Consider the following 20313-nt stretch of genomic DNA (forward strand, 5'->3'; position numbering starts at 1 on the left):
AATCACTTGAAGATTTATAGCGGAAAGGCTGTTCCTGCGCCAATTTTGGCGAGGGTTTTGAACAGTCTTTTGCGGTCTTATGAGGGCAATTTTGGCCTCAATGGCAACTATTTACGCCATTCGAAGAGCGCCATTTGCCAAATTGATTTCTCCGCATCACAATCGTCCAAAACCGAGCGTTTATATGGGCTCATGGAGGGACAATGGCAAGCGCCGACCAACTGATCAACGCCTTCACGACGCTGCTTGTCACCATCGATCCGCCTGGCCTTGCGCCAATCTTCCTCGGCCTAACCACCGGTATGAGCCGTAGCCAGCGAAAGCAGGTGGCGCTGCGCGGCTCGATCATCGCCTTTGTCATCCTTGCCATCTTCGCGCTGTTCGGCGCGAGTGTACTCGGCGTTCTCGGCATCTCGATCGGCGCCTTTCGCATCGCCGGTGGCCTTCTCTTGTTCTGGATCGCGTTTGAAATGGTTTTCGAGAAGCGGCAGGACCGCAAGGAGAAGACGAGCACGGCCGCAATCACCATCGATCATATCCACAATATTTCGGTTTTTCCGTTGGCGATTCCGCTAATCGCCGGTCCCGGCGCGATTTCCGCGACCATCCTGATTGCCGGGTCAATGCACAGCTCCATCGAGCGCGCGCAATTGATCGTCGTCCTTGCATCGAACCTGCTACTGCTCTTTTTCTCCTTGCTTGTCGCCGAAAGAGTCGATCGGTTCCTGGGTGTTACGGGGCGCGCAATTCTGACGCGCCTTCTCGGTGTCATCCTGGCCGCCCTGGCAACGCAATTCGTCGTTGACGGCCTGAAGTCCACCTTGGTTACAATGCCCGCGGGCTAGGCCTGGAGTAGGCGCCTTTGTGCTTCCAGGATCATTTGCCGAGGCGCATCGGCCCGTTCGAATATTTGATAAAGGAATAACTTTACTGCCTCGGCTTCTCGAAGCACGACCAAGGTCAGTGCCGGATCGGTTTCGGCCCATGCCCTCATCGTGGCGATCGATCTGCCGATGGCGCCAGACCTGCGCATCGCGGCGGAGTTGAACAGTTTGCTCTCAACCACGTACCAGACGAAAATCCGGATTGCGACAGATCTGATGTGCGGCTCCTCTGCGCGGAGAGACTTGAATTCGCCCCACAGCGTCCGCAGGTGGTTTTCGCTCAGGCGGTCGAGATCCAACCCCAATTCAAGAAGGTCGTCCGCGACCATCGTTCTCGCGGCACTGGCCGTCATTGACCGAAATTGGGTATTCGCTTCTTTCATCCCACGAATATCGCGCGGGTCTGGAGATTTGAGAACCCAACCGTGCCTATCCTTTCGGAGAGTGAAGCGCCGTCACTTTGACTAGAATGATCGACTGAAATGCATCGCGTCCGCCTATTCGACTGAGGTTCGCGATGGAATGGTGACCGGGCGCTGCCGATATGGGCCCGGTCCGGCTGACGTCTTGGGCCTGTAAGAAAGCCGGCAGCGCCGAGCCTCGAGCCAAAACGCGTACGGCGCACCTCTCGGCGCGCCGTCATAGATGCCGTCGATGACGGCTTCGATCAGAACGGGATATCGTCGTCGAGATCGCGCGAGAAGTTTCCGCCACTACCGCTGCTGCTGCGACCGGACGATTGCGAGGGTGCGCCGTAATCGTCGCCGTAGCCACCGCCGCCACCGAAATCGCCACCGCCGGCATTGCTGCCGCGACCGCCGCCAAAGCCGGAGCTTGCGCCTCCGCCCTCGCCGCGACCGTCGAGCATCGTCAGCGTCGAGCCGAAGCCCTGCAAAACGACTTCCGTGGAATAGCGGTCCTGGCCATTCTGGTCCTGCCATTTGCGGGTCTGCAGCGCGCCTTCGATGTAGAGCTTGGCGCCTTTCTTCACATACTGCTCGACGACCTTGCAGAGGCCCTCGTTGAAGACAACGACAGTATGCCATTCCGTCTTCTCGCGGCGTTCGCCAGAGTTGCGGTCGCGCCAGGTCTCGGACGTCGCGATGCGAAGATTGGCGATCGGCCGGCCGTCCTGGGTCCGCCGGATTTCGGGGTCAGCGCCCACGTTCCCGATCAGAATTACCTTGTTTACGCTGCCAGCCATACTTTCACCTTACCTGCCGCCCTGCCCGGCGGCGCTTGAAACAATCGGTGCACCTTAAACCATAGGGCGCTGGCGATGGGCGCCCATAGCCGGTTCATCCACAGAGAATTTTGTTCTTTATTTGTTCTAGTTTATCCCTATGATCCTGTCAACCGAATCGAAAACCTTGCAGCAGACGGACATTGAGCCTCGACTCGCCAGCCGGCATCACTAAATAAGGGGCTTGTTCCAGCACAGAAGCAGAAGACGATGAGCGAACTGAAGACGATTTCCATCCGCGGCGCGCGCGAGCACAATTTGAAGGGCATCGATCTCGATCTGCCGCGAAACAAACTGATCGTCATGACCGGGCTTTCGGGATCCGGAAAGTCGTCGCTTGCCTTCGATACGATCTATGCCGAAGGCCAGAGGCGCTATGTCGAAAGCCTGTCGGCCTATGCGCGCCAGTTCCTCGAAATGATGCAGAAGCCCGACGTCGACCAAATCGACGGGCTGTCGCCGGCGATTTCGATCGAGCAGAAGACGACCTCGCGCAATCCGCGCTCGACGGTCGGAACGGTGACCGAGATCTACGACTACATGCGTCTGCTCTTTGCGCGCGTCGGCATACCGTATTCGCCTGCAACCGGGCTACCGATCGAGAGCCAGACGGTCAGTCAGATGGTCGATCGCGTGCTGGAGTTCGGGGAAGGCACGCGTCTCTACATCCTCGCGCCGCTCGTGCGCGGGCGTAAGGGCGAGTACAAGAAAGAGCTGGCGGACCTGATGAAGAAGGGCTTCCAGCGCGTGAAGGTCGATGGCCAGTTCTACGAGATCGCGGACGTCCCAGCCCTGGATAAGAAGTACAAGCACGATATCGATATCGTGGTCGACCGCATTGTCGTACGCCCCGATATGGCATCGCGCCTCGCAGACAGCTTCGAGACCTCGCTAAAGCTTGCCGACGGCTTGGCCGTTGCGGAGTTCGCCGACAAGCCGTTGCCGCTGGAGGAAACCGCCGCCGGCGGGTCTGCCAACAAGTCGCTCAACGAAACGCACGAGCGAGTCCTCTTCTCGGAAAAATTCGCCTGCCCGGTGTCGGGCTTCACCATTCCCGAGATCGAGCCGCGGCTATTCTCGTTCAACAATCCAGCCGGCGCCTGCCCGACCTGCGACGGTCTTGGCGCACAGCAGAAGATTGACGCTAATCTGATTGTGCCCGAGCCTGAGCGCACGCTACGCGATGGCGCCATTGCGCCGTGGGCGAAGTCGACATCGCCCTATTACAACCAGACGCTGGAGGCCCTCGGTAAACACTACGGCTTCAAGCTCGGTGCGCGGTGGAACGATCTGTCCGATGTGGTCAAGGACGTCATCCTGAATGGCACCGACGAGAAGATCGAGTTCCACTATGCCGACGGTGCGCGGTCGTATACGACGCACAAGAATTTCGAGGGCATCATCACCAATCTCGAGCGTCGCTGGAAGGAGACGGATTCCGCCTGGGCGCGCGAGGAAATCGAGCGCTATATGTCGGCGGCCCCCTGCCCGTCTTGCGGCGGCTATCGCCTGAAGCCGGAGGCACTTGCCGTCAAGATCAACGCGCTGCATATCGGCCAGGTGACCGACATGTCGATCCGCGTCGCCCGAGACTGGTTCGAAGTTCTGCCGCAGTCGCTGAGCGCCAAGCAGAATGAGATTGCCGTTCGCATCCTCAAGGAGATCCGCGACCGCCTGCGCTTCCTCAATGACGTCGGCCTGGACTATCTCAGCCTGTCGCGAAACTCCGGCACCTTGTCCGGTGGCGAGAGCCAGCGCATCCGGCTGGCGTCGCAGATCGGTTCCGGCCTAACCGGCGTCTTGTATGTCCTCGACGAGCCGTCGATCGGCCTGCATCAGCGCGACAACGCTCGATTGCTCGATACGCTGAAGCACCTTCGTGATATCGGCAACACCGTGATCGTGGTCGAGCATGACGAGGACGCGATCCTGACCGCCGACGACGTCGTCGACATCGGTCCGGCTGCCGGTATCCACGGTGGCCAGGTGATCGCCCACGGCACGCCGCAGGAGATCATGGCAAACCCGAAGTCGCTGACCGGGAAATATCTTTCTGGCGAGTTGGGCGTTCCTGTCCCCGACGAGCGACGCAAACCCAAGAAGGGTAAGGAAATCAAGGTCGTCGGTGCCCGCGGCAACAATCTGAAGAATGTCACCGCTTCTATTCCGCTTGGCGTCTTTACGGCGGTCACCGGTGTATCCGGCGGCGGAAAATCAACGTTCCTGATTGAGACGCTGTATAAGTCGGCTGCACGTCGTGTCATGGGCGCGCGCGAAATTCCGGCTGACCATGATCGCATCGACGGCTTTGAGCACATAGACAAGGTCATCGATATCGATCAGTCGCCAATCGGCCGTACGCCGCGGTCCAACCCAGCGACCTATACGGGCGCATTCACCCCGATCCGCGACTGGTTTGCCGGACTGCCGGAAGCGAAGGCCCGTGGCTATCAGCCCGGCCGCTTCTCGTTCAACGTCAAGGGCGGTCGCTGCGAAGCCTGCCAGGGCGACGGCGTCATCAAGATCGAGATGCACTTCCTGCCTGACGTCTATGTCACCTGCGATGTCTGCCATGGCAAGCGCTACAACAGGGAAACGCTCGACGTCACGTTCAAGCACAAGTCGATTGCCGACGTGCTGGACATGACTGTCGAGGAAGGGGTCGACTTCTTCGCGGCTGTTCCAGCTGTGCGTGACAAGCTGCAGGCGTTGAAGGATGTCGGCCTTGGCTACATTAAGGTCGGTCAGCAGGCCAATACGCTGTCTGGTGGCGAGGCGCAGCGCGTAAAGCTGGCCAAGGAGCTGTCGAAGCGATCGACGGGCCGCACTCTCTATATCTTGGACGAGCCGACAACCGGCCTGCATTTCCACGATGTCGCGAAGCTCCTGGAAATGCTGCAGGAGCTGGTCAATCAGGGTAATTCGGTCGTTGTGATCGAGCACAATCTCGAGGTCATCAAGACAGCGGACTGGATTCTCGATTTCGGTCCTGAAGGCGGCGATGGTGGCGGCGAAATCGTCGCCGTCGGCACGCCTGAAGCGATCGTCAAGGAGAAGCGGTCCTATACCGGGCAATTCCTGAAGGAGTTGCTTGAGCGGCGACCTGCTCGAAAAGCCGTAGTGGCAGCCGAGTGATGCTGAGAGCGGCGTCGCTCGATGATCTGCAGGCGGTCGAAGCGCTGACCGCCGAAGCCTATGCTCCGTACACGCGTCTCCTTGGACGGCCGCCGATCCCCGTCACCGAGGACTACACACCGCGCATTGCTCGCGGTGAGGTCTGGTTGCGGGAAGTGCAGGACGAGCTTGTCGGTCTGTCCGTCATCGAGCGGCACCCGGACCATCTGATGCTCTTCAGCATCGCCGTCTCGCCGAAATTTCAGGGCGGCGGTCACGGTCTTGCCATTCTGAGGTGGGTGGAAGCGATGGTGCGGGAATGGCGGCTTCCGGAAGTGCGTCTCTACACGAATGCGCGCATGGAGCGGAATATTGCGCTCTATCGAGCATTTGGCTTTCAGGAAACGGGTCGCCGCGAAAATCCGCATAGGCCAGGATGGGTGATCGTCGACATGGCAAAGCATGTCGGCGCACAGATATAATCAGAGGAGGAAGGAATGACGAAATCCGGCAATGTTCGCGTCGGCATCGGCGGCTGGACCTTCGAGGCATGGCGGGACCACTTCTATCCTGGGGATCTGAAGCAGAAGGACGAGCTGCACTACGCAAGCCGCCAGCTGAAGGTCATCGAGATCAACGGCACCTATTACAGCTCGCAGAAGCCCGAAACCTTCGCCAAATGGGCTGCGGATGTGCCTGACGGCTTTGTCTTTTCGCTGAAGGCCAGCCGTTTTGTCACCAATCGTCGCGTGCTGGCGGAGGCTGGCGAGTCGATGGAGCGTTTCCTGACCCAAGGTTTAACGGAGCTTGGTCCGCACCTTGGACCAATCCTCTGGCAGTTCGCACCGACGAAGAAGTTCGATCCGGATGATTTCGAAGGCTTCCTCAAGCTGCTGCCTGACAGACAGGATGGCCTGCCTCTGAAGCACGTTGTCGAGGTGCGCCATGACTCGTTCAAGGCGCCGGAATTTGTGGCGTTGCTAGCGAAGTATGCGGTTGCGCCTGTCTGCGCCGAGCATTTCGACTACCCGATGATCGCGGATGTGACAGCCGACTTTGTCTATGCACGTCTCCAGAAGGGTTCCGATGAGATCAAGACCTGTTACGCACCGAGTGATTTGAAAGCTTGGGCCACGCGCCTCGAAACCTGGGCGGATGGCAAGGTGCCGGGCGATCTGCCTCTGATTGATGGCGAGCGCAAGGTTGCGACCGAGCCGAGGGACGTCTTCGCCTTCATGATCCACGAAGGCAAAGTCAACGCGCCCTTTGGAGCAATGGCGTTACAGGAAGCGGTGTCGCGATAGGTCTGCCGTCAGAGCGGACGAACCTGCGTCGCCAGGTCTTCCGCCGTGAGCCCTTCGCCCGCCCGCATGCCGGCCTCTCCATGCATGTAGACGCCCGCAGCGGCGGCCTCGAAAGCGGGAACGCCTTGAGCCATGAGCGCTCCGATGATCCCCGCCAGAACATCACCGGAGCCGGCGGTCGCGAGCCAAACAGGTGCATTGGTGTTGATGTAGGCTCTGCCGTCGGGTGAGGCGATGACGGTGTCAGCGCCTTTGTAGACGATTGCGGCGTTTGCCCGTGCCGCTGCCGCGCGCGCCTTGTCGATCTTTCCCATGGCAGTGTCGGCGGCGATATCGGGAAACAGTCTTCCGAACTCGCCCTCGTGTGGCGTAAGCACCAGACGCGGCTTTCCGGAAAACTTTGAAAACAGCTCGTCAGGGGCACTTTTGAACGAGGAGAGCCCGTCGGCATCCAGCACCAGATGCCTCTCGGACAACGCGGCGACGAACCGACGCGCCTTCTCGCCGACGCCGAAACCTGGCCCGAGAACGAAGGTGTGCAGCCGCGCGTCGTGCAGCCAATCGCGGAGTGCCGCCTCGTCCTCGATCGGATGCAGCATGATCGCGGTCAGATGTGCTGCATTCTCGTCGACCGCATCGTCCGGCGCGGCGATTGTCACCAGCCCTGCCCCCGCCTTCAGGCCTGCCATAGCAGACATCCGTGCGGCGCCTGTCTTGGTCGCTTCGCCGGAGAAGACGACAAGGTGACCTCGCTTGTATTTGTGTGTCTCCAGTCCCCTCGAGGGCAGCGCGTCGCGCCAACGCTGGGGTCCATTCTCGGCGATCTGCTGTTTCTTCTCGGCGCGGATGATGCGGCCGGGTATGCCGATATCAAAGACTTCGAGTTCACCGCAGAGCTCGCGCCCGGGCATCAGGAGATGCCCGGGCTTTCGCGTCATGAAGGTGACGGTTCTGTTGGCGGCAAATGCCGCGCTTCGGACCGATCCGCTGCGACCATCAACGCCGGATGGCAGGTCGACGGCAATGATCGGCACACCCGCTCCACTTACCCGTTCGATTGCGTCTCTAACGTCGGCCGGGACATCGCGGGCAAGGCCAGCGCCAAAGATGGCGTCGATCACCACATCGCCGCTCCGCGGCTGATAGGATTCAAGTGGCCGAACCATGGTCGGGAAGCTATCCCTTGCCCGAGCCGCATCTCCCTTGAGCCTCGCCGGTTCCCCCAACTGGAAAATCTCCACGGCAACGCCGCTCACTGCCAGGTGGCGCGCTGCGACGTAGCCATCGCCGCCGTTATTGCCAGGCCCGCAAAGAACGGCGGCGCGAAGGACGGCGGGAAAATGACGTAACAAAGTGGCGGCAATTGCCGCTCCTGCTCGCTCCATGAGCGCATAGCTGTCGATCCCGGATCGGGTTGCCGCCGCATCGACTGCCGTCATTTCCTCTGGAGTAAGGAGTAACTCGGAGATTTCATCGATCATCGCCGCATTCAAACAGAAATCGCCTAAATAACAACCGGTTGATTGATTGTCGGCAAGCTCACGAAATAATCAAATGCATAAAATATATACAATTGCCGCGCATTTGTGCGGACCATTAGCGCGGGCGAATGTTCCGGAAAAATGGCCCGAAATTGCGTCTGGCGGATCGATTCTGAAAAATTTTGGGCCGAAAATCGATGTAAATCCCCGAGATTGCGGACTTTTACGAGCAACGAGGCTCGTTTTCCGAAAAATCAGCTTCCCAACTGGCACGATAACTGCATCATCACGGCAGCAGGTTTGAGCCTGCCATTAACGGGAGAAGCGGAGAGTCATTTTCTCATGAAAAAGATCGAAGCGATCATCAAGCCCTTCAAGCTCGACGAAGTGAAGGAAGCCCTTCAGGAAGTTGGCCTGCAGGGCATCACAGTCACGGAAGCGAAGGGCTTCGGTCGCCAGAAAGGCCATACGGAACTCTACCGTGGTGCAGAATATGTCGTCGACTTTCTGCCGAAGGTAAAGGTGGAAGTCGTCCTCGCGGACGAAAATGCGGAAGCTGTCATCGACGCCATCCGCAAGGCCGCACAAACCGGACGCATCGGCGACGGCAAGATTTTCGTGTCAAATGTGGAAGAAGTCATCCGCATTCGTACCGGCGAGACCGGTATTGACGCAATCTAATCTTTATCGCCTTTCCGGCGAGCCAAAGTATCGTCATCTCAAATAAAGGATCTATTTAATGGCGACCGCAAGCGAAATTCTTAAGCAAATCAAGGAAAACGACGTCAAGTTCGTCGATCTGCGCTTCACCGACCCGAAGGGCAAGCTGCAGCACGTCACCATGGACGTCGTCTGTGTCGACGAAGACATGTTTGCCGATGGCGTCATGTTCGACGGTTCCTCGATCGCTGGCTGGAAGGCCATCAATGAATCCGACATGGTGCTGATGCCCGACCCGGAAACGGTCCACATGGACCCGTTCTTCGCGCAGTCGACCATGGTCATTCTTTGCGACATTCTCGACCCGGTTTCCGGCGAAGCCTATAACCGCGACCCGCGCGGCACCGCCAAGAAGGCTGAAGCTTACCTGAAGGCATCGGGTATCGGCGACACTGTGTTCGTTGGTCCGGAAGCTGAATTCTTCGTCTTCGACGATGTCCGCTACAAGGCCGACCCCTATAATACCGGCTTCAAGCTGGACTCCACGGAACTGCCGTCCAACGACGACACCGAATATGAAACCGGCAATCTCGGCCACCGTCCGCGCGTCAAGGGCGGCTACTTCCCGGTTCCGCCGATCGACAGCTGCCAGGACATGCGTTCCGAAATGCTGACGGTTCTGTCCGAAATGGGCGTTGTCGTCGAGAAGCACCACCACGAAGTGGCTGCTGCTCAGCACGAGCTCGGCATCAAGTTCGACACGCTCGTTCGCAACGCCGACAAGATGCAGATCTACAAGTACGTCGTGCACCAAGTCGCCAATGCCTACGGCAAGACGGCAACCTTCATGCCGAAGCCGATCTTCGGCGACAACGGTTCGGGCATGCACGTACACCTTTCGATTTGGAAGGGCGGCAAGCCAGGCTTCGCCGGCGACGAGTATGCAGGTCTTTCCGAATCCTGCCTCTACTTCATCGGTGGCATCATCAAGCATGCCAAGGCGCTGAACGCGTTCACCAACCCGTCGACGAACTCCTACAAGCGTCTCGTCCCGGGCTATGAAGCACCGGTTCTGCTCGCCTATTCGGCGCGCAACCGATCGGCTTCGTGCCGCATTCCGTTCGGCAGCAACCCGAAGGCAAAGCGCGTCGAAGTCCGCTTCCCGGATCCTATGGCGAACCCGTACCTCGCCTTTGCAGCGATGCTGATGGCTGGCCTCGATGGCATCAAGAACAAGATCCATCCCGGCAAGGCCATGGACAAGGATCTCTATGATCTGCCGCCGAAGGAACTGAAGAAGATCCCGACAGTCTGCGGCTCGCTGCGCGAGGCTCTCGAGAGCCTCGACAAGGACCGCAAGTTCCTGACCGCTGGCGGCGTCTTCGACGACGACCAGATCGACAGCTTCATCGAGCTGAAGATGACGGAAGTCATGCGCTACGACATGACCCCGCACCCGGTCGAATACGACATGTACTATTCGGCTTGATCTCAAAACCGAGGCCCCGGCTACCGCCGGGGCTTCACCGACCGATGTCATGGTCGTCAAATGGCGTATGTGACACTCATGTGACGAGATCCCGCACAAATCTTGATTTGAGTGGGACCAATCACCAAATCAGGTGATGAAAGGAAGTCGTACCATGAAAGAAAGAGTAGCTAAGTTCAGTATCGGCGAAGTGGTTCGGCACAAGGTATTTCCGTTTCGCGGCGTGATCTTCGATGTCGATCCGGAATTCGCGAACACGGAAGAATGGTGGAACTCCATTCCTGCCGAAGTGCGCCCCAGCAAGGATCAACCCTTCTACCATCTGCTGGCCGAGAATGATGAAAACGAATACGTTGCCTACGTATCCGAACAGAACCTGGTGAATGACGAGAGCGGAGTTCCGCTTCGCAATGAGCAGGTCTATCAGATTTTCGATATGGCACCGACGGGGCAGTTCAAACCCAAGATGAGCTTCGCCCACTAACGTCCACTGTCATAATTCAAAACCCCGCTTATGGCGGGGTTTTTCTTTGCCTGGATTGGGCAACAAAAAACCCGGCGCAAGGCCGGGTTCTTCGAGAATTCCGATGGGCTCGGATTACTGAGCCTTGGCAGCCTTCTGGGCTTCTTCGAGCTTCTTGCGCGCTTCGTCAGCCTTCTTCTGCATGCTGTCCTGCAGGCTCTTCTGGCTTTCTGCGAGCTTAGAGGCGGAAACCGCTTCGCCATCGAATGCGCCGGTGAAGCCTTCGAGCGAGATCTTGATCGGGTTCGGTGCACGACGGAAGTTGATCGAGGTCAGAACCAGATCGGTGCCCTTCTTCAGGCTGGCGACCATGGCGTCGGTCAGCGGGATCTGGGCAACGCAACGGTCGGGCATGCACATCAGGTAGTCGATCTTCTGTGCCTTGCCGCCGTCGATCTGCATCGCGACGCCTGGCGGGATCAGACGTGCCGGAGGAACCGAAACCTGAAGGCTCTTGTTGTTGATCTTGCCGGAAACGCTGATGAGGCCGACGCCCGTAACGAGCTGGCCGCCGCCTGCGAGAACGACGTTCTGGACGACGCAGACGTCATTGTCTTCCTGCTTGCTGCAGGTCTTGTACCAGCCGAGACGCGGAGCGCCAGCAGCCGTGGCGGGAGCGTCTGCCGAAGCCGCTGCATCCTGCGCGAAGGACGACGCGGGAGCTGCTGCGGCACCGAGCATCACTGCCAGAACGGACAGGGCTGCCCGCGTTTTGTTTTCAGCCTTGAACATCATAACGAATTCCGTCTCCTGAAATCCCCTAGGGACGACAACGTGCCATCCTCACCAACGGGGTTGTTCGCACTCCACCTCTTAAAACAATGAGGCAAATGCATGACCCCCCGACTTCGGGTTTCCCTGTTACATCGCGTCGGGCTAGATATCCAGTGTTTCTTTGCCCTTTTCAGGGTGATCCGAAAGAATTCGGCGCGGATGGTGAATTGCGGTAGCCGCGTGATAGTCTTGCGCCGAATCGTGCCGTTCCCGGAAAGGACCTCAACGATGCTCCGGATCGTTCTTCCCGTCATTTTCACCTTGGTTGGCAGCGCCGCTCTGGCTGAGCCTGTGCATGGTATTGCAATGCACGGGGTGCCGGCCCTGCCCGCTGATTTCAAGCACCTTCCCTACGTCAATCCAGATGTGAAAAAGGGCGGCAAGATCAGTTATGGCGTCGTCGGCACCTTCGATAGCCTCAATCCCTTCATCCTGAAAAGCATGCGCACGACGGCGCGCGGCATGTGGGACCCGGAATATGGAAACCTTGTCTTCGAGACACTGATGCTGCGCTCGCGCGACGAACCTTTCGCGCTCTACGGGCTGCTGGCGGAATCCGTTGAATGGGATGATGACCGGACCTTTATCCAGTTCAATCTCAACCCGGCGGCCAAATGGTCTGACGGTCAGCCGGTGACACCCGACGATGTGATTTTCACGCTCAATCTGCTCAAGGAGAAGGGCCGCGTTCCCTTCAGCACGCGGTTGAATGCCGTCGAGAAGATGGAGAAGGTCGGCGATCACAGTATTCGCTTCACCTTTAATGATAAGGCCGATCGCGAATTCCCGCTGATCCTGGCCGGCTCCACGCCCATCCTGCCGAAGCATGCCATCGATCCGGAGACATTCGATCGTTCGACGCTCACGCCGCCCGTCGGGTCCGGCCCCTACAAGATCAAATCGCTGAAGCCCGGTGAAAGTATCACCTTCGAGCGCGACCCAAACTACTGGGGCAAGGATATTCCGGCCAAGGTCGGCCTCGACAACTACGATCAGATATCGGTCCAGTATTTCCTGCAGGACACGACCCTCTTCGAGTCCTTCAAGAAGGGTGAAATCGACATTTATCCAGACGGCAGTCCCGGCCATTGGGCAAGTGCTTACAACTTCCCTGCGGTCGCTTCAGGCAACGTCGTCAAGGACACGTTCGAACCGAAGCTGCCGAGCGGCATGTTCGGCTTCGTCTTCAACACGCGGCGGCCGGTCTTTGCCAACGCGAAGCTTCGCGAGGGGCTGTCACTGATCTTCGATTTCGAATGGGCAAACAAGAATCTATTCTCGAACGCCTATATTCGCACTGAGAGCTTCTGGCAAAACTCCGAGCTGTCGAGCTTCGGCGTGCCGGCTGACGAACGCGAGTTGAAGCTTCTCGGCCCGATCAAGGATCGAATCGATCCAGCGATTCTTGACGGCACCTACAAGCTTCCCGTTACCGATGGTTCAGGTCGCGATCGCAATGTTCTGAAGCAGGCAGCCGCGCTCCTCAAGGAAGCGGGTTACATGATCAAGAATGGCAAGATGAGCGATGCCGACGGACGTCCGCTTGCCTTCGAGATCATGACGCAGAACACCGACCAGGAGAAGCTCGCGGTCTCCTATCAGCGTTCGCTGCAACTGCTCGGCATTGCAGCGACAATCCGCACGGTGGACGACTCGCAGTATCAGAGTCGCACCAGCAGTTTTGACTACGATGTGATCGTAAAGTCCTACACCTCATCCCTGTCTCCGGGTATCGAGCAGCTGGGGCGTTGGTCGTCCGCGGCCAAGGAACGGGATGGCACCGACAACTTCGCCGGCGTTGCCGACCCTGACGTCGATACGCTGATCCAGCATATCCTCACCGCCCGTTCGGCGGAGGATTTTACCGCTGCGGTACGCTCGCACGATCGAATGCTGCTATCTGGCCACTATGTCCTGCCGCTTTATCATGTTGATAAGCAATGGGTTGCGCGTAGCAAACGCATCGCCCACCCGGATACCGTGCCGCTCTACGGCTATCAGTTGCCGGCGTGGTGGGATCAGAGTGTGCAATAGCAGGTTCCTTTTTCCTGCCTGGTTGAAGTCGCCCGCCACAGGGCCTAGATGGCGGGAAGGTTCGATTTCAGGAAGAAAAAGGAAAAGCCCATGGAACGCATTACCATCGACGTTGTCTCCGACGTCGTCTGCCCGTGGTGCTATCTCGGCAAGGCGCGGCTGGAGCTCGCGATTGCCGAGGTTCAGGATGAGGTTGGTGTGGATATCAACTGGCGCCCCTACCGCCTCAACCCCGATTACCCGCCTGAGGGCGTCGACCAGAAGAAGGCACTTGAGCAGAAGCTCGGCGGTGCCGAGCGCGTCGCGCAGGGGCACAAGATGCTGAGTGAGCTTGGTCGTGAGGTTGGTATCAAGTTCGATTTTGACGCGATCAAGATCGGCCCGAATACGCTGGATGCGCATCGACTGATCCATTGGGCAATGGTTGAGGACCGCGACAAGGCGGACAAGGTCGTCAACGGCCTGTTCAAGGCGAACTTCGAGGAAGGCCGCAATGTCGGCGATCATGCCGTGCTGCTCGACGTTGCCGAGAAGGCAGGCCTCGACCGCACGGTCACTGCGTCGCTGCTCGCCTCCGATGCCGATAAGGTCCTGGTGGTCGAAGAGATCGAGGCGGCGCAGAAGATGGGCGTGAACGGTGTGCCGTTCTTTATCTTCGATCAGCAATACGCCGTCAGCGGCGCTCAGACCCCAGACGTTCTGGCGGGCGCGCTTCGCGATATCGCCAAGGCGAAGGCGGAAGCGCGCGCCGGCATGAACTGAGCCCTTACCCTTTCGCCATTTCTGCAAGCTGCGTCATGATAACGGCTGCGCCCTGCAGCCGCTTTTCCGGCGTCGGCAGATCGCGTGTGAGGAAGACGCTCTGGTCCGGCCGAATCTTCGCCATGGTTCCCTGCTTGGCGATATAGCCAACCAGGTTCGCTGGATTCGGAAACTCCTTATTACGGAACTGGATGACCACCCCCTTGGGACCTGCATCCAGCTTCTCCACGTTGGCGACCCGGCAGAGCGATTTCACATACACGATCTTTAGAAGGTGCTGGACCTCGATTGGCATGGGGCCGAAGCGATCGATCATTTCTGCGCCGAAGGCATCGATTTCCTTCAGTTCCGTGATCTCCCCGAGGCGGCGATAGAGTGCCATCCGCAGGTGCAAATCAGGCACATAGCCATCCGGGATCATGACTGAGGTGCCGACCGAGATCTGCGGCGACCAGCCGGTGTCCTGGATCTCATCGACGCCCTTTACTTCCGCGACGGCCTCTTCAAGCATCTGCTGGTAGAGTTCGAAACCGACTTCCTTGATATGGCCGGACTGCTCTTCGCCGAGCAGGTTTCCTGCGCCGCGAATGTCGAGATCGTGGCTGGCAAGCTGGAAGCCGGCGCCGAGCGTGTCGAGCGACTGCAACACCTTGAGGCGACGCTCGGCGGTTGCCGTCAGCACCTTGTTGACCGGCAGTGTGAAGAGCGCAAAGGCGCGCACCTTCGAACGTCCGACGCGCCCACGCAGCTGGTAGAGCTGCGCCAGGCCGAACATGTCGGCGCGGTGCACGATCAAGGTATTCGCCGTCGGCACGTCGAGCCCCGATTCCACGATCGTCGTGGAGAGCAGTACGTCATAACGGCCCTCGTAGAAGGCATTCATGATGTCCTCAAGCTCGCCCGCCGGCATCTGGCCGTGCGCAACAGCGACCTTCAACTCCGGCACGTCTGACCGTAGGAAGGCATGCACGTCTTCCAAATCGGCTAGACGCGGGCAGACATAGAAACTCTGGCCGCCGCGATAGTGCTCACGCATCAGCGTTTCGCGGATGACGAGCGAATCGAAGGGCGAAATGAAGGTGCGGACCGCCATGCGGTCGACCGGGGGTGTCGTGATCAGCGACAGCTCGCGCACCCCAGTCATCGCCAGCTGCAGCGTCCGTGGGATCGGTGTCGCCGACAGCGTCAGGACGTGGACATCGCTTTTCAGTTCCTTCAGCCGTTCCTTGTGCTTGACGCCGAAATGCTGCTCTTCGTCGATGATCAGCAGCCCGAGATTGGCGAACTTGATCCCGGCGCCAAGAAGCGCGTGGGTACCGACAACGATATCCGTCTTGCCCTCTGCTACCTCCTTCTTCGTCAACGCCAGCTCCTTCGAGCCGACGAGGCGCGAGGCCTGCTGAATGCGAACCGGCAGGCCACGGAACCGCTCAGCGAAGGTCTTGAAGTGTTGGCGCGCTAGCAGTGTGGTCGGCACGACGACGGCCACCTGAATGCCGTTCATCGCCGCGACGAACGCTGCACGAAGCGCGACCTCCGTCTTGCCGAAACCGACGTCGCCGCAAACGAGGCGATCCATCGGTCGACCGGCTCCAAGGTCAGAGCGCACAGCCTCGATGGCATTATCCTGATCCTCTGTCTCGTCGTAAGGGAAGCGAGCGGCAAACTCGTCGTAAAGCCCTTCCGGCGTGGTTAGCACGGGCGCATGGCGGGTCAGGCGTTCGGCGGCGATGCGGATCAGCGCATCCGCCATATCGAGTAGCCGCTTCTTGAGTTTGGCCTTGCGCATCTGCCATGCGCCGCCGCCGAGCTTGTCGAGCTGCGCTTCCGTCCCCTCGCCCCCATAGCGCGACAGGAGATCGATGTTCTCGACCGGCAGGAACAGCTTCGCCTCGTCTGCATATTGTAGCTCGAGGCAGGCGTGCGGAGCGCCCGCAGCTTCGATGGTTCGTAGGCCGACAAATCGGCCGATACCATGCTGCGCGTGGACGACGACCGAACCCTCGTCGAGTCCGGCAACTTCGGAGATGAAATCGGCGGCACGCTTGCGTCGCTTCGAGCGCCGCACCATGCGGTCGCCGAGAATGTCCTGTTCGCCGATGACGACCAGATTGCCGACTTCAAATCCAGATTCGAGACTGAGCACGCCGGCCGCCGCCTCGCCCTTGGCAAGGCCGTCGATCTCCTTCAGCGCACCAACCGGCTTCACGCGCTCAAGGCCGTGTTCGTTCAGCACCTGCAGCAGACGTTCCAGCGAGCCCTCGGTCCAGGCGGTGATTAGTACCTTCGCGCCGGAGGAGCGCTTGTCGGCAATGTGCTTCACAACCGCGTCGAAGACATTGATGCGCTCAGCATTTCCCCCACCCTCGGCGTTCGAGCGCGCCCAGCGCTCGCCTTGGCGAGCGTCGAGATTGATCACGCGACGCGCCTCTCCCTCATGCTCGTTAAAGGGTGAAATGCGCATCGCGTTGAACGCGTCGAGCGTGTTGGCGAAAGTCTTTCCGTCCAAATAAAGCTGGCCGGGCGTCACCGGCTTATAGGGCGTTCCTTGCGCCATCTGCCCCTTGGCGGGCTGTCCGGAATTCAGGCGCGCGTCATAGTAGTCGAAGACGAGCTTGGAGCGTTCCTCAGCAGCTTGGCGCACAGTATGATCGGTGACCATCCGGAAGCCTCTGAGATAGTCGAACACCGTCTCCAGCGTCTCGTAGAAAAGCGGCAGCCAATGCTCCATGCCGGGGTAGCGTCTCCCCTCCGATATGGCGAGATACAGCGCATCGTCGCGTGTCGCCGCGCCGAACGAAGAGAGGTAGTTTTTCCGGAAACGGCTGATCGTATCGGGCGTCAGCGTGACTTCGCTCATCGGGTTGAGGTCGAGCGAGCGGATCTGCCCAGTTGTGCGCTGGCTTGCCGGATCGAAGCTGCGGATGCTTTCCAGCGTATCGCCGAAGAAATCGAGGCGAACGGGTTCCTCGGAACCCGGCACGAAGACATCGAGAATGCCGCCGCGCACCGCGTATTCGCCGACCTCGCGAACGGTTGCAACACGGTCGAAGCCGTTGCGTTCCAGGCGCCCAGCAATATCGTCCATCCGCACTGTATTTCCGGGACGGGCCGAGAAGGCAAGGCTTTCGATAATCTCTTGAGGAGCAACTTTCTGCAGCATTGCATTGACGGTCACCAGCACGATCGCCGCATGCGGCTTCCTGTGATGGGCAATCAAACCGCCCAGCGCCGCGAGACGGCGCGCCGATGTGTCGGCGCTCGGCGAAACGCGGTCATAGGGAAGACAGTCCCAGGCAGGCAGAGTCAGCACCGGGATCTCGGGGGCAACGAAACCGAGCATCTGCTCAAGGTCTATCATCCGCTGGCCGTCGGAAAGCACGTAGGCGACCGGTTCGCCGGCGCGTGCCAGATCGGCCAGCAACAGAGCTTCCATACCTGTCGGCACATTGCCGATTGTCAGCGGCTCGGCGATCGCTGACAGCTTCCTTGCGTCAAAACCTGAGGTCATTAGGCATTCCTGGCGAGGGCGTCGGCTGGATATTCGAAATCGGGCTTGTAGGCGGCAAGGCGCGCAAACATTGGCGTCTGGAAACGCTCAGGCACTGGCCAGGTTCCCATAATCCAGCGCACGAGATCGTTGTCCTCTTCGGCCATGATGGTTTCGAACTCGTCGAGCTCGGCTTCCGACAGGGTGGCGATCTCCTTCTCGGCGAACTGCCCGAACACCAGATCCATTTCGCGGATGCCGCGATGCCAGCAGCGAAAGAGGATTCGGCGGCGACGCGGATCAAGATCGGCGCTCGAGAGTGACACACCCGTCATGGCTTTACCTTCCTGTTGATGCGCCTCTATAGACCCTCGAAAGCGGCTTGTCAGCCTTGCCAAGGCCGCATTGTTCATCGCATTTTGCCGCCATGCGCCCAGCCATTCTCGATCCGCTGTTTTCGCCAGTTTCCGCCCTGCCCGGCGTCGGCCCAAAGATCGCCGAGTTGCTGGTGAAGCTGCTCGGGCGCGAGACGCCAGATGATACGCGTGTCGTGGACCTGTTGTTCCATGCGCCTCACTCCCTGATCGATCGTCGAAACCAACCGGGTATCGCCCGCGCGCCGCAGGGTGCCATCGTCACCGTCACGGCGCGTGTCGATCGTCATCAGGCACCGCCGCGCGGCAAGAGCAACATTCCGTATCGCGTCACACTACACGACGAAACGGGCGAACTGACCCTTGTCTTCTTTCGCGGCCAGGCGGCCTGGCTGGAAAAGCAGCTGCCCTTGGACGAGGAGGTGACCGTTAGCGGCAAGATCGACTGGTTTAACGGCCGTGCGTCAATGGTCCACCCCGACTACATCGTGAGGGCAAGCGAAGCCGAGAACCTGCCCCTCGTCGAGCCGATCTATCCGCTCACGGCAGGTCTTTCACCAAAGACACTGCGCAAGATCATCGAAGCGGCGCTGCCACGTACGCCCGAATTGCCGGAATGGATCGATCTGGCTCTCGCTGAGAAGCAGGGGCTGCCGTCGATATCAGACGCCTTCCATGGACTCCACGAACCACGCGATCCCTCGGATATCGACCCGCAGGCCCCTGCCCGCCGCCGGCTTGCCTATGACGAATTTCTCGCGGGCCAACTATCGCTGAGCCTCGTTCGCCAGCGTTTGCGCAAGGTTGCCGGCCAGCCGGTACACGCTACCGGCCAGGTCAGTAGGCAGATCCTACAGGCTCTGCCGTTTTTGCCGACCAACAGCCAGAATAGCGCGATTGCCGACATCCTGAAGGACATGGCTGGCGAGGACCGGATGCTGCGCCTTCTCCAAGGCGACGTAGGCTCCGGCAAGACGCTGGTTGCTCTTTTGTCGATGGCCGCGGTGATCGAAAGCGGGGGCCAGGCAGTCCTCATGGCGCCAACGGAAATCCTTGCGCGCCAACACCATGCGACGATCTCCAAATTTGCCGCTTCCGCTGGCCTCGGGATCGAGGTTCTCACCGGCCGCACCAAAGGGCGCGAGCGTGAAGACATCCTGGAACGGATCGCATCCGGAGAGGCGCAGATCGTCATAGGCACGCACGCCCTCTTCCAGGACAGCGTCAACTACCGCAACCTCATGCTGGCCGTCGTTGACGAGCAGCACCGCTTCGGCGTTCACCAGCGCCTGCGCCTGACGGCGAAGGGTATCACGCCGCATATGCTTGTCATGACGGCCACGCCGATCCCGCGCACGCTGGTGTTGGCTGCCTTCGGCGACATGGACGTCTCCAAGCTGACGGAGAAGCCCGCTGGCCGAAAGCCGATCCAGACGATCACTGTTCCGACAGAGCGCATCGGCGAGATCGTCGGACGTCTGAAAAGCGCCCTGGCGGAAGACAAGAAGGCGTACTGGATTTGCCCGCTCGTGGAGGAGTCGGAAGAGAGCGATCTCATGTCGGTCGAGGAGCGTCACGCAACACTCGTCTCGTCGCTCGGTCCGAGTATCGGCCTGATCCACGGCCGCATGAGCGGCCCGGAGAAGGATGCCGCGATGATGGCGTTCAAGAGCGGCGAAATCCGCCTCTTGGTCGCAACAACTGTCGTGGAAGTCGGCGTGGATGTCCCCGATGCGACCATCATGGTGATCGAGCATGCGGAGCGCTTCGGCTTGGCGCAACTGCATCAGCTGCGCGGTCGTGTGGGCCGTGGCGACGAGGCTTCGACCTGTATTCTGCTCTACAAGGGCCCGCTTGGCGAGACAGGTCATGCGCGCTTGTCCATCATGCGTGAAACCGAAGACGGCTTCCGCATCGCGGAGGAAGACCTGAAGCTGCGTGGCGAAGGCGAGTTGCTCGGTACGCGCCAGTCGGGAACCCCGGGCTTTCGCGTCGCGAGCCTTGAGGCACACGCCGACCTGCTGGAAATCGCCCGCCGCGATGCAGCCTATCTGATCGAGCGCGATCCGGAACTTGCTAGCGAGCGGGGCAAGGCCGTACGCACCCTGCTCTACCTATTCCGTCGCGACGAGGCGATCCGCTTCCTGCATGCAGGATGAGGCCGAGCCGGCCCCCAGCGCG

The 20313-nt window shown here is 59.7% G+C and carries 16 protein-coding genes; 10 read left to right on the forward strand and 6 right to left on the reverse strand.

From position 1 onward, the window contains the following. Positions 1 to 203: 203 nt before the first annotated feature. The gene (locus RGCCGE502_RS09565; protein WP_016553956.1) at positions 204 to 845 is read left to right on the forward strand and encodes a MarC family protein; all 642 of its coding nucleotides are present in this window, start codon (positions 204 to 206) and stop codon (positions 843 to 845) included. Here the strand turns inward: RGCCGE502_RS09565 and RGCCGE502_RS09570 are convergent. Beyond that, positions 842 to 1213 (reverse strand): hypothetical protein, encoded by a 372-nt coding sequence (locus RGCCGE502_RS09570; RefSeq protein WP_019279829.1) that lies wholly within the window; start codon positions 1211 to 1213, stop codon positions 842 to 844. The two genes, RGCCGE502_RS09565 and RGCCGE502_RS09570, sit on opposite strands and share 4 nt — an antisense overlap. Positions 1214 to 1551: 338 nt before the next feature. After that, positions 1552 to 2088: a single-stranded DNA-binding protein gene (locus RGCCGE502_RS09575; RefSeq protein WP_016553958.1), complete on the reverse strand. Its 537-nt coding sequence runs from the start codon at positions 2086 to 2088 to the stop codon at positions 1552 to 1554. A 249-nt stretch (positions 2089 to 2337) separates the two neighbouring features. Here RGCCGE502_RS09575 and uvrA point away from each other — a divergent pair, with 249 nt between their 5' ends. From uvrA to RGCCGE502_RS09590, 3 genes are read left to right on the forward strand one after another with little or no spacing between them, the layout of a single operon-like run. After that, the gene (gene uvrA / locus RGCCGE502_RS09580) at positions 2338 to 5262 is read left to right on the forward strand and encodes an excinuclease ABC subunit UvrA (RefSeq protein WP_016553959.1); all 2925 of its coding nucleotides are present in this window, start codon (positions 2338 to 2340) and stop codon (positions 5260 to 5262) included. Beyond that, on the forward strand, positions 5259 to 5723 hold the full coding sequence (locus RGCCGE502_RS09585) for a GNAT family N-acetyltransferase (protein ID WP_040674281.1): 465 nt from the start codon (positions 5259 to 5261) through the stop codon (positions 5721 to 5723). Before uvrA ends, RGCCGE502_RS09585 begins: the two co-directional genes overlap by 4 nt. 15 nt (positions 5724 to 5738) lie before the next feature. Next, entirely contained in the window at positions 5739 to 6545 is an 807-nt protein-coding gene (locus tag RGCCGE502_RS09590; protein ID WP_016553961.1) for a DUF72 domain-containing protein, read from the forward strand. Between the two features lie 8 nt (positions 6546 to 6553). Here the strand turns inward: RGCCGE502_RS09590 and RGCCGE502_RS09595 are convergent, their stop codons facing one another. After that, positions 6554 to 8026, reverse strand: a complete 1473-nt coding sequence (locus tag RGCCGE502_RS09595) for a bifunctional ADP-dependent NAD(P)H-hydrate dehydratase/NAD(P)H-hydrate epimerase (RefSeq protein ID WP_040674366.1) — start codon at positions 8024 to 8026, stop codon at positions 6554 to 6556. A 342-nt stretch (positions 8027 to 8368) separates the two neighbouring features. Here RGCCGE502_RS09595 and RGCCGE502_RS09600 point away from each other — a divergent pair, with 342 nt between their 5' ends. The 3 genes from RGCCGE502_RS09600 (at position 8369) to hspQ (ending at position 10659) form a co-directional block, all read left to right on the forward strand. After that, positions 8369 to 8707, forward strand: a complete 339-nt coding sequence (locus tag RGCCGE502_RS09600; protein WP_003539626.1) for a P-II family nitrogen regulator — start codon at positions 8369 to 8371, stop codon at positions 8705 to 8707. Between the two features lie 58 nt (positions 8708 to 8765). After that, positions 8766 to 10175 carry a type I glutamate--ammonia ligase gene (gene glnA / locus RGCCGE502_RS09605; RefSeq protein ID WP_016553963.1) on the forward strand — a complete coding sequence of 470 codons (1410 nt, stop codon included), beginning with the start codon at positions 8766 to 8768 and terminating at the stop codon, positions 10173 to 10175. A gap of 154 nt (positions 10176 to 10329) precedes the next feature. Then, entirely contained in the window at positions 10330 to 10659 is a 330-nt protein-coding gene (gene hspQ, locus RGCCGE502_RS09610; RefSeq protein WP_016553964.1) for a heat shock protein HspQ, read from the forward strand. 114 nt (positions 10660 to 10773) lie between these two features. Here the strand turns inward: hspQ and RGCCGE502_RS09615 are convergent, their stop codons facing one another. Further along, positions 10774 to 11433 (reverse strand): invasion associated locus B family protein, encoded by a 660-nt coding sequence (locus RGCCGE502_RS09615; protein WP_016553965.1) that lies wholly within the window; start codon positions 11431 to 11433, stop codon positions 10774 to 10776. Positions 11434 to 11700: 267 nt separating this feature from the next. On the opposite strand from RGCCGE502_RS09615, the gene RGCCGE502_RS09620 reads away from it, so the two are divergent. Both RGCCGE502_RS09620 and RGCCGE502_RS09625 read left to right on the forward strand, forming a co-directional pair. Next, a complete protein-coding gene (locus RGCCGE502_RS09620; RefSeq protein ID WP_016553966.1) occupies positions 11701 to 13506 on the forward strand; it encodes an extracellular solute-binding protein in 1806 nt (601 codons plus the stop codon). A 90-nt stretch (positions 13507 to 13596) separates the two neighbouring features. After that, positions 13597 to 14268: a DsbA family oxidoreductase gene (locus RGCCGE502_RS09625; RefSeq protein WP_016553967.1), complete on the forward strand. Its 672-nt coding sequence runs from the start codon at positions 13597 to 13599 to the stop codon at positions 14266 to 14268. 4 nt (positions 14269 to 14272) lie between these two features. Here RGCCGE502_RS09625 and mfd read toward each other — a convergent pair whose 3' ends face one another. Continuing rightward, a complete protein-coding gene (gene mfd, locus RGCCGE502_RS09630) occupies positions 14273 to 17779 on the reverse strand; it encodes a transcription-repair coupling factor (RefSeq protein WP_016553968.1) in 3507 nt (1168 codons plus the stop codon). After that, a complete protein-coding gene (locus RGCCGE502_RS09635) occupies positions 17779 to 18093 on the reverse strand; it encodes an FAD assembly factor SdhE (RefSeq protein WP_016553969.1) in 315 nt (104 codons plus the stop codon). The genes mfd and RGCCGE502_RS09635 overlap by 1 nt, the downstream gene beginning before the upstream one ends. A gap of 92 nt (positions 18094 to 18185) precedes the next feature. On the opposite strand from RGCCGE502_RS09635, the gene recG reads away from it, so the two are divergent. Next, entirely contained in the window at positions 18186 to 20291 is a 2106-nt protein-coding gene (gene recG / locus RGCCGE502_RS09640; protein ID WP_016553970.1) for an ATP-dependent DNA helicase RecG, read from the forward strand. Positions 20292 to 20313 lie beyond the last annotated feature (22 nt).

It is taken from the genome of Rhizobium grahamii CCGE 502 (assembly GCF_000298315.2).
Classification (GTDB): domain Bacteria; phylum Pseudomonadota; class Alphaproteobacteria; order Rhizobiales; family Rhizobiaceae; genus Rhizobium; species Rhizobium grahamii.

Excerpts from the sequence above, each read along its gene's own strand:
- RGCCGE502_RS09565 (WP_016553956.1), top strand. The coding sequence starts at position 204 with ATGGCAAGCGCCGACCAACTGATCAACGCCTTCACGACGCTGCTTGTC.
- RGCCGE502_RS09570 (WP_019279829.1), bottom strand. The coding sequence starts at position 1,213 with ATGGTCGCGGACGACCTTCTTGAATTGGGGTTGGATCTCGACCGCCTG.
- RGCCGE502_RS09575 (WP_016553958.1), bottom strand. The coding sequence starts at position 2,088 with ATGGCTGGCAGCGTAAACAAGGTAATTCTGATCGGGAACGTGGGCGCT.
- uvrA (WP_016553959.1), top strand. The coding sequence starts at position 2,338 with ATGAGCGAACTGAAGACGATTTCCATCCGCGGCGCGCGCGAGCACAAT.
- RGCCGE502_RS09590 (WP_016553961.1), top strand. The coding sequence starts at position 5,739 with ATGACGAAATCCGGCAATGTTCGCGTCGGCATCGGCGGCTGGACCTTC.
- RGCCGE502_RS09595 (WP_040674366.1), bottom strand. The coding sequence starts at position 8,026 with ATGATCGATGAAATCTCCGAGTTACTCCTTACTCCAGAGGAAATGACG.
- RGCCGE502_RS09600 (WP_003539626.1), top strand. The coding sequence starts at position 8,369 with ATGAAAAAGATCGAAGCGATCATCAAGCCCTTCAAGCTCGACGAAGTG.
- glnA (WP_016553963.1), top strand. The coding sequence starts at position 8,766 with ATGGCGACCGCAAGCGAAATTCTTAAGCAAATCAAGGAAAACGACGTC.
- hspQ (WP_016553964.1), top strand. The coding sequence starts at position 10,330 with ATGAAAGAAAGAGTAGCTAAGTTCAGTATCGGCGAAGTGGTTCGGCAC.
- RGCCGE502_RS09615 (WP_016553965.1), bottom strand. The coding sequence starts at position 11,433 with ATGATGTTCAAGGCTGAAAACAAAACGCGGGCAGCCCTGTCCGTTCTG.
- RGCCGE502_RS09620 (WP_016553966.1), top strand. The coding sequence starts at position 11,701 with ATGCTCCGGATCGTTCTTCCCGTCATTTTCACCTTGGTTGGCAGCGCC.
- RGCCGE502_RS09625 (WP_016553967.1), top strand. The coding sequence starts at position 13,597 with ATGGAACGCATTACCATCGACGTTGTCTCCGACGTCGTCTGCCCGTGG.
- mfd (WP_016553968.1), bottom strand. The coding sequence starts at position 17,779 with ATGACCTCAGGTTTTGACGCAAGGAAGCTGTCAGCGATCGCCGAGCCG.
- RGCCGE502_RS09635 (WP_016553969.1), bottom strand. The coding sequence starts at position 18,093 with ATGACGGGTGTGTCACTCTCGAGCGCCGATCTTGATCCGCGTCGCCGC.
- recG (WP_016553970.1), top strand. The coding sequence starts at position 18,186 with ATGCGCCCAGCCATTCTCGATCCGCTGTTTTCGCCAGTTTCCGCCCTG.